Consider the following 14,202-nt stretch of genomic DNA (forward strand, 5'->3'; position numbering starts at 1 on the left):
CGCAGCCGCCGCCGGTGCCGCTGGATGCGGCGATCATCTACGCGCCGGCCGGCGAGTTGGTGCCGGCGGCCCTGCGTGCGGTGCGCAAGGGCGGCCGGGTGGTCTGCGCCGGCATCCACATGAGCGACATCCCGAGCTTTCCCTACGACATCCTCTGGCAGGAGCGCGAAGTGGTCTCGGTGGCCAACCTGACGCGCCAGGATGGCCTGGATTTCTTCCCGATCGCGGCGAAGGTCGGTATTCGTACCGAGACCCATGTCTACCCGTTGCAGCAGGCCAACCAGGCGCTGGACGACCTGCGCCACGGACGCTTCCAGGGTGCCGCGGTGCTGGTGCCCTGAGACGCAGAACCCCGCACGGGACGATGCCTCAGGCAACACCTCGGCGCGAGTTGGGCTTCGTCGCTGTGCTCCTCAACCGCAACCTACAGCCTGCCTGCCCCCTATGGGCATGTGGACGAGGTAGGTTGGGTTGAGCGAAGCGAAGCCCAACGGGCGATGCATCAGACGGCGCTTTTGCATGAGCCGGGCTTCGGCGCTGCGCGCCTCAACCGTAACCTACGGTACGCCCCGACGGTCAGAATGCCGGGACCACGGCGCCCTGGTACTTCTCTTCGATGAACTGGCGCACTTCTTCGCTGTGCAGGGCAGCGGCCAGTTTCTGCATGGCGTCGCTGTCCTTGTTGTCCGGACGGGCGACCAGGATGTTGACGTAGGGCGAGTCGCTGCCTTCGATCACCAGCGCGTCCTGGGTCGGGTTGAGCTTGGCCTCCAGCGCGTAGTTGGTGTTGATCAGCGCCAGGTCGACCTGGGTCAGCACGCGCGGCAGGGTGGCCGCCTCGAGTTCGCGGATCTTGATGCGCTTGGGATTCTCGGCGATGTCCTTCGGCGTGGCGGTGATGCCGGCGCCTTCCTTGAGGCCGATCACGCCGGCCTTGTCCAGCAGCAGCAGGGCGCGGCCGCCGTTGGTGGCGTCGTTGGGGATGACCACGGTGGCGCCGTTGGGCAGCTCGTCCAGCGATTTGACCTTGCTCGAGTAGGCGCCGAACGGCTCGATGTGCACGCCGGCGACGCTGACCAGCTCGGTGCCCTTGCCCTTGTTGAACTCGTCCAGGTACGGCTGGTGCTGGAAGAAGTTGGCGTCCAGGCGCTTCTCGGCGACCTGGATGTTCGGCTGCACGTAGTCGGTGAAGACCTTGACGTTCAGCGTCACGCCCTGCTCGGCCAGTTGCGGCTTGACGAACTCCAGCAGCTCGGCATGCGGCACGGCGGTGGCGGCGACGGTCAGGGTTTCGGCGGCCTGGGCGGAAAACGCCGCGACGGTGGCCAGGGCGGCAATCAGTTTCTTCATCGTTCGGTTCCTTCGTAGGTAGATCGGGGTGCGAAGGTTCGCTCGCCCTGGTTGCGGTTCATTTGCGTGAAAAGTGGGTCACCAGCCGGTCGCCGAGGCTCTGCAGCAGTTGCACCAGCACCAGCAGCAGGACCACGGTGACCACCATGACGTCGGTCTGGAAGCGCTGGTAGCCGAAGCGGATGGCCAGGTCGCCAAGGCCGCCGGCACCCACCACACCGGCCATCGCGGTGTAGGACACCAGGGTGATGGCGGTGACGGTGATGGCGGCGATGATGCCTGGGCGCGCCTCGGGCAGCAATGCGCTGAAGATGATCTGCCGGGTCGTCGCGCCCATCGCCTGGGTCGCCTCGATGATGCCGCGGTCGACCTCGCGCAATGCGGTCTCCACCAGCCGCGCGAAGAACGGCGCGGCGCCCACCACCAGCGGCGGAATCGCCCCGGCGACGCCCAGCGAGGTGCCGGTCAGCAGCACGGTGAAGGGAATCATCACGATCAAGAGGATGATGAACGGCAGCGAGCGCAGCACGTTGACGATGAACGACAGCAGCGCGTAGAGCGGGCCGTTCTCGAACAGCTGGCGCGGGCCGCTGAGGAACAGCAGCACGCCCAGCGGCAGGCCGAGCAGGATGGTGAACAGCAGCGAGCCGCCGAGCATCAGCAGGGTGTCCAGCGTCGCCAGCCAGATCTCGTACCAATCCACGTTGGTGAACAAGGAGCCGAACAGAGCTTCCATCAGCGCAGCACCTCCACGTGCACGTCGGCGGCATCCAGGCGCCCCAGCGCCGCGGCCATGTCACCGCCGACCAGCGCCAGGGTCAGCTGGCCGTAGGGGGTGTCCTTGATGCGGTCGATACGCCCCGAGAGGATGGAGAAGTCCACCCCGGTCTCGCGCGCGACGGTGCCCAGCAGCGGCTGGTAGGTCGCGTCGCCCTGGAAGGTCAGGCGCAGGATGCGGCCCGGCACATGGGCGAAGTCGTCGTGCATGTCGCCCTCGTCCACCGCCTCGTCTTCCAGCACGAAACGCTGGGTGGTCGGGTGCTGGGGATGCAGGAACACCTCGGTCACCGGCCCCTGCTCGACGATCACGCCGTCGTCCATCACCGCCACGCGGTCGCAGACGCGGCGGATCACGTCCATCTCGTGGGTGATCAGCACGATGGTCAGCTGCAGCTCTCGGTTGATCTCGGCTAGCAGCTGCAGCACCTGCGCGGTGGTCTGCGGGTCGAGGGCGCTGGTGGCCTCGTCGCAGAGCAGGATGTCCGGCTCGGTGGCCAGCGCACGGGCGATGCCGACGCGCTGTTTCTGCCCGCCGGAGAGCTGTGCCGGGTACTTGCGTGCGTGGTCGCGCAGGCCGACGCGCTCGAGCAGGGCGGCGACGCGGGTGTCGATCTCGGCCCGCGAGTAGTTGCCGGCCAGGCGCAGCGGCATGGCGACGTTGTCGGCGACGGTCCTGGACATCAGCAGGTTGAAGTGCTGGAAGATCATCCCGACGCGCTGGCGAAAGCGCCGCAGGCCGTCGGCATCCAGCGCGGTGACGTCCTCGCCGTTGACCAGGATGCGCCCGCCGGAGGGTTCCTCGAGGCGGTTGATCAGGCGCAGCAGGGTGCTCTTGCCGGCGCCGGAATGGCCGATCAGGCCGAACACCTCGCCAGAGGCGATCTGCAGCTCGGTCGGCTGCAGCGCGGCGACATCACGCCCCGCGACCCGGTAGGTTTTGTGGACTTGGTGAAATTCGATCACGGGCGAACCTTGTGGGTGCGGTCGTTCGGTGCCGGGGTGTCCGGCGAAAGGCCGGCATTCTACCGCATGTGGCGAAAAGGCTCATGTGGCCGGTCAATTTCTTCGAAACGGCGGCGTTGCGCTGCGCCTCCGGGCCTTTGCAAATCGTCGGGCGGTCCGGCCGGCCCAGCAACCTTGTCGCGCCGCTGGCGGTCACTAACTGGCATGCCGTGAATCGCTCCTGCTTTCAGGCCTGGCCTGTCAGCTGGAGCGTTCGTGGCTCAGCCCATCCGCCAATCGAGGACCATCATGACGGACAAGACTCCCAAGCAGAGCGAACTGGCCGGTACCGATACCGTGGACCGCGCCAACCACAATGCCAAGCTCGACCAACTGGAAACCTTCCGTAGCGACGCCACCGGCGAGGCGCTGCGCACCAATCAGGCGTGAAGATCGCCGACAACCAGAACACCCTCAAGGCTGGCGGCCGCGGGCCCTCGCTGCTCGAAGACTTCATCATGCGCGAGAAGATCACCCACTTCGACCATGAGCGCATTCCCGAGCGCATCGTGCATGCCCGCGGTGCCGCAGCCCACGGTGTGTTCGTCAGCTACGCCGACCACAGCTGGCTGACCAAGGCCTCGTTCCTCGCCGCCGAAGGCAAGGAGACCCCGGTGTTCGTGCGCTTCTCCACCGTGCAGGGCTCGCGCGGCTCGGCGGACACCGTGCGCGACGTGCGCGGCTTCGCCACCAAGTTCTACACCGACGAGGGCAACTTCGACCTGGTCGGCAACAACATGCCGGTGTTCTTCATCCAGGACGCCATCAAGTTTCCGGACTTCGTCCACGCGGTGAAACCCGAGCCGCACAACGAGATTCCGCAGGCGCAATCGGCCCACGACAGCTTCTGGGATTTCGTCTCGCTGACGCCCGAGTCCGCACACATGGTGCTCTGGACCATGTCCGACCGCGCCCTGCCGCGCAGCTACCGGGCGATGGAAGGCTTCGGCGTGCACACCTTCCGCCTGATCAATGCCGAGGGTGTCAGCCGCTTCGTCAAGTTCCACTGGAAGCCGGTGGCCGGCGCCTTCTCGCTGGTCTGGGACGAGACGCTGAAGATCGCCGGCAAGGACCCGGACTTCAACCGCCGCGACATGTGGGAGTCCATCGAGATGGGCGACTACTTCGAGTGGGAGCTGGGCGTGCAGGTGGTCGAGGAGGCCGACGAGCACACCTTCGACTTCGACCTGCTCGACCCGACCAAGATCATCCCCGAGGAGCTGGTGCCGGTGCAGAAGCTCGGCAAGATGACCCTCAACCGCAACCCGGACAACTTCTTCGCCGAGACCGAGCAGGCCGCCTTCCACATTGGCCACATCGTGCCGGGCATCGACTTCACCAACGACCCGCTGCTGCAGGGCCGGCTGTTCTCCTACACCGACACCCAGCTGCTGCGTCTCGGTGGGCCGAACTTCCACGAGATTCCGATCAACCGTCCGCTGTGTCCGTTTCACAACAACCAGCGCGACGCCTTCCATCGCCAGACCATCCACAAGGGCCGCGCCAACTACGAGCCCAACTCCATCGACAGCGGCTGGCCCAAGGAAACCCCGCCGGCGGCCCAGGGCGGCGGTTTCGAGAGCTATCCGGAGCGGGTCGAGGGGCACAAGATCCGCAACCGCAGCGAATCCTTCGGCGACCACTTCTCCCAGGCCACGCTGTTCTGGAACAGCATGAGCGAGCCGGAGAAGGATCACATCATCGGCGCCTATACCTTCGAGCTGGGCAAGGTCGAGCGGGTATTCATCCGCGAGCGTCAGGTCAACGAGATCCTCGCCAATATCGACCTGGAACTAGCCCGCCGCGTGGCCGAGAACCTCGGCCTGCCGGCACCGGCCGCGCCAACCGTGCCACCGAAGGCGCCGACTCCGCAGAGCTCGCCGGCCCTGAGTTTGATGAACCACGCACCGGGCAATATCAAGTCGCGCAAGATCGCCGTTCTGGTGGCCAACGGCGTCGATGGCGCGGCCATCGATGCCTTCAAAGCCAAGCTGGCCGAGCAGGGCGCGCTGGCCAAGATCATCGGCCCGTCGCCGGCTCCGGTGAAAACGGCGGATGGCAAGATGCTGCCGGTCGACGCCGCGATGGACGGCATGCCCTCGGTGATGTTCGATGCCGTGTTCGTCCCCGGCGGTGCCGATGCGGCGGCAGCCATGGCCAAGTCCGGCGAGGCCAGGCACTACCTGCTGGAGGCCTACAAGCACCTGAAACCCATCATGGTGCTCGGTGCGGCGCGGCCGCTGCTGGCGTCGCTGAACCTCACCCCGGATGCCGGGTTGCTGGAGGGCGATGACGTCGATGCGCTATTCGGCAACTTCGTCCAGGCGCTCGGTCAGCACCGGGTGTGGGCGCGCGAGGCCGCGGCGGCAGCGATCCCGGCGTAGGGTGGATGGCCGAAGCCATCCACGCGGATGCGGCGCCTGGTCCGGCATGAGGCGAAGCCAGGCACTGACGCGTGGAAAATCGCTGCGCGAGTTTTCCACCCTACGCATGCTCCGACGCGCTCGGGCTGTAGGGTGGATGGTCGAAGCCATCCACGCGGATGCGGCGCCTGGTCCGGCACGATGCGAAGCCAGGCACAGACGCGTGGAAAATCGCTGCGCGAGTTTTCCACCCTACGCAAGCTCCGACGCGCTCGGGCTGTAGGGTGGATGGCCGAAGCCATCCACGCGGATGCGGCGCCTGGTCCGGCATGAGGCGAAGCCAGGCACAGACGCGTGGAAAATCGCTGCGCGAGTTTTCCACCCTACGCAAGCTCCGACCGTAGGGTGGATGGCCGAAGCCATCCACGCGGAGCGCCTCGTCAGTTGTCCTGCAGCTCCCGCCAGTGCAGGAACAGCCGCAGGTCGAACTCGATCTGCCCGTAGCCGGGCAGCATGTGTTCGCAGAGCTTGTAGAAGGCGCGGTTGTGCTCGCTTTCGCGCAGGTGGGCGAGCTCGTGCACCACGATCATCCTGAGAAATTCCGGCGCCGCCTCGCGAAACAGTGAGGCGACGCGGATTTCCTTCTTCGCCTTGAGTTTGCCGCCCTGTACCCGCGACACCGCGGTATGCAGGCCCAGCGCGCGGTGGGTCAGGTCCAGGCGATTGTCGTAGAGCACCTTGTCGATCGGCGGGGCGCTTTTCAGGTGCTCCTGCTTGAGCTGCTGCACATAGCCGTACAGCGCCTTGTCGCTCTGCACCTGATGCCGCCCCGGATAGCGCCGTGCGAGGTAGTCGCCCAGGCGATTCTCGGCGATCAACTGGCGTACCTGAGCCAGCAATGGCTCGGGGTAGCCGCGCAGGTACTTGAGATCAGTCATGGCTCAGGCCCTGCGAGGCCAGGCGAAGCTGAGCAGGAACAGCGCGGCGGCGCTGACCACGATGGACGGCCCGGCCGGGGTGTCCTCGAACCAGGACAGCGCCAGCCCCAGGCACACCGCGACGAGGCCCAGCAGGCTCGCGCCCAGCGCCATCTGCTCCGGCGTGCGCGCGTGGCGCTGTGCAGCCGCGGCAGGAATGATCAGCAGCGAGGTGATCAGCAGCACGCCGACGATCTTCATCGCCACGGCGATGACCACGGCGATCAGCAACATCAGCGCCAGGCGGATCGCCGCCACCGGCAGGCCTTCGACCTTGGCCAGTTCCTCGTGCACGGTGACCGCCAAGAGCGGCCGCCACAGCGGAATCAGCATCAGCAGCACCAGCGCGCTGCCACCGGCGATCCAGGCGAGATCGGTTGGCCCCACCGCCAGCAGGTCGCCGAACAGGTAGCCCATCAGGTCGATGCGTACGTCCTTCATGAAACTCAGCGAGACCAGACCGAGCGACAGCGTGCTGTGCGCGAGGATGCCGAGCAGGGTGTCGGAGGCCAGCGGCTGGCGCTGCTGCAGGGTGACCAGCAGGAGGGCGAGCAGCATGCAGCCGACCGTCACCGCCAGGGTCAGGTTGACGTCGAGCATCAGCCGAGGGCGACGCCGAACAATGCGGCATGCGACAGGGTATCGCCGAAATAGGCCATGCGCCGCCAGACCACGAAGGAGCCGAGCGGGCCGGCGACCAGCGCCAGGGCGAGGCCGGCGAGCAGCGCGTTGAGAAGGAAATCGGGCATTGCGCGGGCTATCCGTGTTTACAGTCGGGGCCATGGACGTGGGGTTTGCCGATCACCACGCTGCCATGCAGGTCATGGCTGTGATCGTGCTGGTGGTGGTAGATCGCCAGGCTGCGCGCGTCCTGGCCGAACAGCTCGACGAAGGCCGGGTCGCTGCTGACCTGCTCCGGATGCCCCGAGCAGCAGACGTGGCGGTTCAGGCAGACCACCTGGTCGGTGGCGCTCATCACCAGGTGCAGGTCGTGGGAAATCATCAGCACGCCGCAGCCATAGCGATCGCGCAGCGTACCGATCAGCCGGTACAGCTCGGCCTGGCCGGCGACGTCGACGCCCTGCACCGGCTCGTCCAGCACCAGCAGTTCCGGCTCGCGCAGCAGGGCGCGGGCGAGCAGCACGCGCTGCATCTCGCCGCCGGAAATCTTCTGCAGCGGGCTGTCGATGACGTGCTCGGCACCGACCTCGCCCAGCGCCGCCAGCGCGCGGGCCCGGTCGACACCGGGCACCAGGCGCAAGAAGCGCAGCACCGACAGCGGCAGGGTGGGGTCGACGTGGAGCTTCTGCGGCATGTAGCCGATCCGCAGCTTCGGCTTGCGCCAGACCTGGCCGCGATCCGGCTTGAGCAGGCCGAGCACGGTGCGCACCAGGGTGGTCTTGCCGGCGCCGTTGGGGCCGATCAGGGTGACGATCTCGCCGCGATGCACCTGCAACTGTGCGCCTTCGAGCACCGCCTGGTTGGCGAAATGCACATGGATGTCGTCCAGCCGCAACAGCACTTCGCTCATGCCGCGCTCCGGCACGTTGCGCAGAGGCCGACCACTTCCACGGTCTGGCCCTCGACGGCGAAACCCACGCTGCGCGCGGCAGCGTCGATGGCTTCGGCGATGGCCGGCTGCTCCAGCTCGATAGCGGTGTGGCAGTGACGGCAGATGAGGAACTGGCCCTGGTGCGGATGTTCCGGATGGTTGCAGCCGATGAAGGCGTTGAGCGAGGCGAGGCGATGCACCAGGCCGTTCTCCAGCAGGAAATCCAGCGCCCGGTAGACGGTCGGCGGCGCGGCGCGGCGGCCGTCCTGCTCGCTCAGCACGGCGAGGATGTCGTAGGCGCCGAGCGGCTTGTGGCTCTGCCAGACCAGCTCCAGCACGCGCTTGCGCAGGGCGGTCAGGCGCACGCCCTGGCGCGCGCAGAGGCTGTCGGCTTCGGCCAGCGCGTGGCTGACGCAGTGGTCGTGGTCATGGGGCGTGCAGGCCAGCGGGGTCTTGGACATGGGCGGCGACGTCGTGGTGGAGAGACGTTATTATGTACCAATTTCGTCCCTTCGAGTGATGCCCGTGAACCGTCTTTTCTCCCTTTCGCTGTTGGCCGCGCTGCTCGTCGGCAGCGCCTCCGCCCAAGCCGAAGTCCGTGTGCTGACCAGCGTCAAGCCGCTGCAACTGATCGCTGCGGCGGTGCAGGACGGCGTCGGCGAACCCGACGTGCTGCTGCCGGCCAGTGCCTCGGCGCACCACTATGCGCTACGCCCGTCCGACGTACGGCGCATCCGCGATGCCGAGCTGCTCTACTGGATCGGCCCGGATCTGGAGAGTTTCCTGCCGCATGCGCTGAGTGGGCGCAAGGGCGCGACCGTCGCCGTGCAGGCGCTGCCGGGCCTGACGCTGCGGCATTTCGGCGATGCGCATGAACACGCCGAAGCGGATGAGCATCACGATCCGGCCGACGAGCACGCTCATGACCATGACGACCATGACGACCATGACGACCATGACGACCACGAGCCCGCGCATGCCGACGAGCACGACCACGATCATCGCCCCGGCAGCCTCGACGCGCACCTCTGGCTGCTGCCGGCCAATGCGCGGGTGATCGCCGAACGCATGGCCGCCGACTTCGCCACCGCCGACCCGGCCAACGCCGAGCGCTACCAGGCGAACCTCGCCGCCTTCGCCCAGCGCCTCGAGGCGCTGGACGCACGGCTCGCACAGCGCTTCGCCGGGGTGCGCAACAAGCCGTTCTTCGTCTTCCACGAGGCCTACGACTACTTCGAGGCTGCCTACGGCCTGCGCCATGCCGGCGTGTTCAGCGCCGGCGGCGAAGCGCAACCGGGCGCCCGGCATGTCGCGGCGATGCGTGAACGGCTGCAGCAGGCCGGGCCGAGCTGCGTGTTCAGCGAACCGCCGGCCCGCCCGCGCCTGGCTGAAACGCTGACCAGCGGCTTGCCGGTGAAGATGGTCGAGCTGGATGTGCTCGGCGTCGGCCTGGCGGCCGATGCCCAGGGCTACGAGCGGCTGCTCGAAGGCCTCGGCAACGCCCTGGCCGACTGCTGGATTCGCTGTAACGCCCATGGCCTGTGGGTTGCGGTTGAGGCATAGCGCCGAAGCCCAACTCACGCCGAAGCGTTGCCTGGCACACCGCCGGTTGGGTTTCGCTGCGCTCAACCCAACCTACGCCCACCTACCTAACATGAGCCGCGTAGGGTGGAAAACTGCGGAGCATTTTCCACGCGTCCGGTAGGGCATCAACGCGGATGATCCTGTATGCACCGTTGCAGGAGCCCGCAAGCGGGCTCCTGCAGGGTTCGTAGCAGCTCGTGTGCGCCGAGTGTTCAGCCGGCCTGGCGGATGCCATCGGCGAACTGCGCGATCATCGTGTCGATCTGCGGCTTCTCGATGATCAGCGCCGGCGACAGGGCGATGGTGTCGCCGCTGGCGCGCACCATCAGGCCGTTCTCGAAGCACTGACGGAACACCTCGTAACCGCGCTTGCCGACGCCGTCGGCGTGCGTCGCGAACTGCACGCCGGCCACCAGGCCGACGGTGCGGATGTCGACCACATTGGGCAGGTCCTTGAGGCTGAACAGCGCGTCCTGCCAGTAGGGCTCAAGCTCGATGGCCTTCTGGAACAGATTCTCGCGCTGGTAGATCTCCTGGGTCGCCAGGGCCGCCGCGCAGGCCACCGGATGGCCGGAATAGGTGTAGCCGTGGAAGAACTCGATGGCGCTTTCCGGCCCGGTCATGAAGGCCTCGAACAACCTGTCGGCGACGAACACCGCGCCCATCGGCACCGCGCCGTTGGTCAGGCCCTTGGCGCAGGTGAGGATGTCCGGCGTGACGCCCCAGCGCTGCGCGGCGAAGGGCTCGCCGACGCGGCCGAAACCGGTGATCACCTCGTCGAAGATCAGCAGGATGCCGTGCTTGGCGGTGATCTCGCGCAGCCGCTGCAGGTAGCCCAGCGGCGGCAGGATCACCCCGGCCGAGCCGGACATCGGCTCGACGATCACCGCGGCGATGTTCTCCGCGCCATGCAGGGTCACCAGGCGTTCCAGTTCGTCGGCCTTTTCCACGCCATACTGCGGTAGGCCCTTGCTGAAGGCGTTGCGCTGCAGGTCGAGGGTGTGCGGCAGGTGGTCGACGCCCGGCAGCAGCGCACCGAAGGCGCGGCGGTTGTTCGGCATGCCGCCGACCGAGATGCCGCCGAAGCCGACGCCGTGATAGGCCAGTTCGCGGCCGATCAGCCGGGTGCGGGTGCCCTGGCCGATGGCGCGCTGGTAGGCCAGCGCGATCTTCAGCGCGGTGTCCACCGACTCCGAGCCGGAGTTGGTGAAGAACACCCGGTCGAGGCCCTCGGGGCTGATGCCGCTGAGCTTCTGTGCCAGCTCGAAGGGCAGCGGATGGCCCATCTGGAAGGTCGGGGCGAAGTCCATCTTGGCGATCTGCCGGCTCACCGCCTCGCTGATCTCGCGCCGCGCATGGCCGGCGTTGCAGCACCACAGGCCGGCGGTGCCGTCGAGGATCTTGCGACCGTCGCTCGCCGTGTAATACAGCCCTTCGGCGCTTTCCAGCAGCCGCGGGCTGGCCTTGAACTGGCGGTTCGCGGTGAAGGGCATCCAGAAATGGTCGGGCGATGCGCTGGGGTGGAAATCGTTGGCCATGGTGAGCTCCGGCAGGGCTGCGGGTGGAGGCTATGCTGTGGCGAGCGCACAGCGGATGCATCGAGTCTATGTTTAATAAAACGAACAAAACAAGGCGTAAAACGCCTGGTTCGTAAAAAATATTGATACGGCCGGCGCCGCTGGTTTAGGGTGCCCCTTCCAGCAGCCCGAAGACCTTACGAGAGGACGCTCCATGACCACCCTGACCCTCGCCGACTGGCAACAGCGTGCCCGCGACTTGCGCATCGAAGGGCGCGCCTTCATCCAGGGCGAATACCTCGACGCGGCGGGAGGGGCCCGCTCGACTGCGTCAGCCCGGTGGACGGGCGCGTGCTGGCGCAGGTCGCCAGCTGCGAGCAGGCCGATGCCGAGCGCGCCGTGGCCAGCGCGCGGGCGGCATTCGAGGCCGGCGTATGGGCGAAGCTGGCGCCGGCCAGGCGCAAGGCGGTGATGATCCGCTTCGCTGACCTGCTGGAAGCCAACCGCGAGGAGCTGGCGCTGCTGGAAACCCTCGACATGGGCAAGCCGATCGGCGATTCGCTGGCGGTGGACGTGCCCGGCGCGGCGCGGGCGCTGCGCTGGAGCGGCGAGGCGATCGACAAACTCTACGACGAGGTCGCGGCCACCCCGCACGACCAGCTCGGCCTGGTCACCCGCGAGCCGGTGGGCGTGGTGGCGGCCATCGTGCCGTGGAACTTCCCGCTGATGATGGCCTGCTGGAAACTCGGCCCGGCGCTGGCCAGCGGAAACTCGGTGGTGCTCAAGCCCTCGGAGAAGTCGCCGTTGACGGCGCTCCGCATCGCCCGGCTGGCCATCGAGGCGGGTATTCCGGCCGGCGTGCTCAACGTGCTGCCGGGCTACGGGCATACCGTGGGCAAGGCGCTGGCGCTGCACATGAACGTCGACACCCTGGTCTTCACCGGCTCCACCCGGGTGGCCAAGCAACTGATGATCTACGCTGGCGAGTCGAACATGAAGCGCGTCTGGCTGGAGGCCGGCGGCAAGAGCCCGAACATCGTCTTCGCCGATGCGCCGGATCTCCAGGCGGCGGCCCAGGCGGCGGCCAGCGCCATCGCCTTCAACCAGGGCGAGGTCTGCACCGCCGGTTCGCGGCTGCTGGTGGAACGTTCGATCAAGGCGCGCTTCCTGCCCATGGTGGTCGAGGCGCTCAAGATGTGGAGGCCGGGCAACCCGCTGGACCCGGCGACCAACGTCGGCGCGCTGGTGGATACCCAGCAGTTGAACAGCGTGCTTGGCTATATCGACGCCGGGCGGGAAGCCGGGGCGCAGGTGCTGGTCGGCGGCCAGCGCACCCTGGAGGAAACCGGCGGGCTCTACGTCGAGCCGACCATTTTCGATGGCGTCGACAATGCGATGAAGATCGCCCAGGAGGAAATCTTCGGCCCGGTGCTGTCGGTGATCACCTTCGACAGCGCCGAAGAGGCCATCGCCATCGCCAACGACACCCCCTACGGCCTGGCCGCGGCGGTGTGGACCGCCGACCTGTCCCGGGCGCACCGCACCGCGCGCGCCCTGCGTGCCGGCAGCGTGTGGGTCAACCAGTACGACGGCGGCGACATGACCGCGCCGTTCGGCGGCTTCAAGCAGTCCGGCAACGGTCGCGACAAGTCGCTGCACGCCTTCGACAAGTACACCGAACTCAAGGCCACCTGGATCCAGCTCTAGGAACCTTCGCCGAACAGGCTCACCAGGTTGCGGCCGTTGTGCTTGGCGACGTACAGGGCCTGGTCGGCGCGTTCCAGCAGGATGCCGGCAGTGGTGCGGCCGTCGGTTTCGCTGATGCCGGCGCTGAAGGTGACGCTGAAGGTATGGCTCTCGCCGCTGTTGAAGCTGAGCGCGGCGAAGCGCACGCGGATCTCGTCGAAGATGCGCCTGGCCTGTAGCGCCGAGCATTCCGGCAGCACCGCGACGAACTCCTCGCCACCGTAGCGGCCGAGGCTGTCGATGCGCCGCAGGCGCTGGCGCAGCAGGTTGGCCAGGGCGCGGATGACGTTGTCGCCGGCGGCGTGCCCGTAGTGGTCGTTGACCTGCTTGAAATGGTCGAGATCGAGCATCACCACGCTGGCCGGCTTGCCGCTGCGGGTGGCACGCTGTACCTCCAGCGCCAGCTGCTCCTTGATGTCGGCGTGCTTGAGCAGCCCGGTCAGGCTGTCGCGCGCCAGCGCCGTGCTCAGCGAGCGGGCGCGCTGGGCATGGGAATATACCGAGGCGATCAGCGCGGTATCGCTGATCGGCTTGGTGATGAAATCGTCGCCCGCCTGCAGCAGCGCCGCCATCTGCCGATGGCTATCGGTTTCCGCCGAGAGGTAGATGATGGTCACCCGCAGCCACTCGTCGTGCAGGCGGATCATCTGGGCCAGCTCGGGGCCGGAACAGCCGGGCATGTTGACGTCCAGCAGCAGCACCTCGGGGTTGAAACTGCGCATGCTGTCGAGCAGGCGGGTGGGCTCGGCGAGGGTCTGTACCTGCATCTGCGAATTGCGCAGCACCAGGCTGTAGCGTTCCGCCAGCTCGGCATCGTCGTCGACGATCAGCACGCGGAACGGCTCGCCCTGGCGACGGTCCAGGCAGCGTTCCAGGCTGTTCTCCAGCTGGGTGATGTCCAGCGGCCGGCCGAAGAATCCCTGGGCTCCGGCGCGCACCGCGGCGAGCTGGCTGGCGAAGTCGAAATGGTCGTGGATCACCAGCAGCGGCAGCGGGCTTTCCAGCCGCTGTTGCAGCTGCGCGACCTGCTCGAGCGCGTTGTCGTGCTGCACGCTGACGATCAGTGCATCGGGCAACTGGACGTCGACGGCATCCTGCAGGGCGGCGAAATCGCGCAGATGGCTGACCATGTAGCCGAAGTTGCGCAGGGTCAGCGCCGTGCTGGCGCCGGCCTTGGGGTCCGCCTCCAGCAGGTAGATGCGACAGCTCGGCGGCAATTCGTCAGGGCTCTCCCGCAGCGCCAGCGCGGCCGCCGGCGGTTCCTCGCCGGGGGTCTCGCTCGCCAGTTGCTGGACCGCGCGGGCCAGGGCCTCGAGCGCACGGGTGCCGGG

General features: G+C 67.4%; 9 protein-coding genes and 4 pseudogenes. 4 read left to right on the top strand and 9 right to left on the bottom strand.

The genetic code is table 11. From position 1 onward, the window contains the following. Nucleotides 1-341, top strand: a pseudogene (locus BAY1663_RS19805) (alcohol dehydrogenase); the annotation flags it as partial. A gap of 235 nt (nucleotides 342-576) precedes the next feature. Here BAY1663_RS19805 and BAY1663_RS19810 read toward each other — a convergent pair. Genes BAY1663_RS19810 through BAY1663_RS19820 form a run of 3 tightly spaced genes read right to left on the bottom strand, consistent with a single transcriptional unit; the run spans nucleotide 577 to nucleotide 3,093 of the window. Continuing rightward, the gene (locus tag BAY1663_RS19810; RefSeq protein WP_037044108.1) at nucleotides 577-1,350 is read right to left on the bottom strand and encodes a MetQ/NlpA family ABC transporter substrate-binding protein; all 774 of its coding nucleotides are present in this window, start codon (nucleotides 1,348-1,350) and stop codon (nucleotides 577-579) included. Between the two features lie 58 nt (nucleotides 1,351-1,408). Then, complete coding sequence (locus BAY1663_RS19815) at nucleotides 1,409-2,086, bottom strand: methionine ABC transporter permease (RefSeq protein WP_037044110.1); 678 nt, start codon at nucleotides 2,084-2,086, stop codon at nucleotides 1,409-1,411. Continuing rightward, nucleotides 2,086-3,093: a methionine ABC transporter ATP-binding protein gene (locus BAY1663_RS19820; protein ID WP_037044112.1), complete on the bottom strand. Its 1,008-nt coding sequence runs from the start codon at nucleotides 3,091-3,093 to the stop codon at nucleotides 2,086-2,088. The genes BAY1663_RS19815 and BAY1663_RS19820 overlap by 1 nt, the downstream gene beginning before the upstream one ends. A gap of 288 nt (nucleotides 3,094-3,381) precedes the next feature. Between BAY1663_RS19820 and katE the strand changes: the two are divergent. Continuing rightward, nucleotides 3,382-5,516 (top strand): annotated as a pseudogene (gene katE / locus BAY1663_RS19825) (catalase HPII). A gap of 419 nt (nucleotides 5,517-5,935) precedes the next feature. On the opposite strand, the gene BAY1663_RS19830 reads toward katE, so the two are convergent. From BAY1663_RS19830 to zur, 4 genes and pseudogenes are all read right to left on the bottom strand, one after another. After that, entirely contained in the window at nucleotides 5,936-6,433 is a 498-nt protein-coding gene (locus BAY1663_RS19830) for a YgjP-like metallopeptidase domain-containing protein (protein WP_037044114.1), read from the bottom strand. Nucleotides 6,434-6,436: 3 nt separating this feature from the next. Continuing rightward, nucleotides 6,437-7,221 (bottom strand): annotated as a pseudogene (znuB, locus tag BAY1663_RS19835) (zinc ABC transporter permease subunit ZnuB). Nucleotides 7,222-7,229: 8 nt separating this feature from the next. Next, the gene (gene znuC, locus BAY1663_RS19840) at nucleotides 7,230-8,003 is read right to left on the bottom strand and encodes a zinc ABC transporter ATP-binding protein ZnuC (RefSeq protein ID WP_037044116.1); all 774 of its coding nucleotides are present in this window, start codon (nucleotides 8,001-8,003) and stop codon (nucleotides 7,230-7,232) included. After that, nucleotides 8,000-8,485 (bottom strand): zinc uptake transcriptional repressor Zur, encoded by a 486-nt coding sequence (gene zur, locus BAY1663_RS19845; protein WP_037044119.1) that lies wholly within the window; start codon nucleotides 8,483-8,485, stop codon nucleotides 8,000-8,002. The genes znuC and zur overlap by 4 nt, the downstream gene beginning before the upstream one ends. A 64-nt stretch (nucleotides 8,486-8,549) precedes the next feature. Here zur and znuA point away from each other — a divergent pair, with 64 nt between their 5' ends. Continuing rightward, entirely contained in the window at nucleotides 8,550-9,587 is a 1,038-nt protein-coding gene (znuA, locus tag BAY1663_RS19850; protein ID WP_051497190.1) for a zinc ABC transporter substrate-binding protein ZnuA, read from the top strand. A gap of 233 nt (nucleotides 9,588-9,820) precedes the next feature. Here the strand turns inward: znuA and BAY1663_RS19855 are convergent, their stop codons facing one another. Beyond that, the gene (locus BAY1663_RS19855) at nucleotides 9,821-11,146 is read right to left on the bottom strand and encodes an aspartate aminotransferase family protein (protein ID WP_037044121.1); all 1,326 of its coding nucleotides are present in this window, start codon (nucleotides 11,144-11,146) and stop codon (nucleotides 9,821-9,823) included. 193 nt (nucleotides 11,147-11,339) lie between these two features. On the opposite strand from BAY1663_RS19855, the pseudogene BAY1663_RS19860 reads away from it, so the two are divergent. Next, a pseudogene (locus BAY1663_RS19860) lies at nucleotides 11,340-12,832 on the top strand (aldehyde dehydrogenase). Here BAY1663_RS19860 and BAY1663_RS19865 read toward each other — a convergent pair. Continuing rightward, on the bottom strand, nucleotides 12,829-14,202 hold a 1,374-nt coding region (locus tag BAY1663_RS19865; RefSeq protein ID WP_037044123.1), incomplete at its 5' end, for a diguanylate cyclase. The pseudogene BAY1663_RS19860 and the gene BAY1663_RS19865 sit on opposite strands and share 4 nt — an antisense overlap.

The organism is Pseudomonas sp. BAY1663 (assembly GCF_000582595.1).
GTDB classification, from domain to species: Bacteria; Pseudomonadota; Gammaproteobacteria; order Pseudomonadales; family Pseudomonadaceae; genus Stutzerimonas; species Stutzerimonas stutzeri_AF.

Excerpts from the sequence above, each read along its gene's own strand:
- BAY1663_RS19810 (WP_037044108.1), bottom strand. The coding sequence starts at position 1,350 with ATGAAGAAACTGATTGCCGCCCTGGCCACCGTCGCGGCGTTTTCCGCC.
- BAY1663_RS19815 (WP_037044110.1), bottom strand. The coding sequence starts at position 2,086 with ATGGAAGCTCTGTTCGGCTCCTTGTTCACCAACGTGGATTGGTACGAG.
- BAY1663_RS19830 (WP_037044114.1), bottom strand. The coding sequence starts at position 6,433 with ATGACTGATCTCAAGTACCTGCGCGGCTACCCCGAGCCATTGCTGGCT.
- znuC (WP_037044116.1), bottom strand. The coding sequence starts at position 8,003 with ATGAGCGAAGTGCTGTTGCGGCTGGACGACATCCATGTGCATTTCGCC.
- zur (WP_037044119.1), bottom strand. The coding sequence starts at position 8,485 with ATGTCCAAGACCCCGCTGGCCTGCACGCCCCATGACCACGACCACTGC.
- BAY1663_RS19855 (WP_037044121.1), bottom strand. The coding sequence starts at position 11,146 with ATGGCCAACGATTTCCACCCCAGCGCATCGCCCGACCATTTCTGGATG.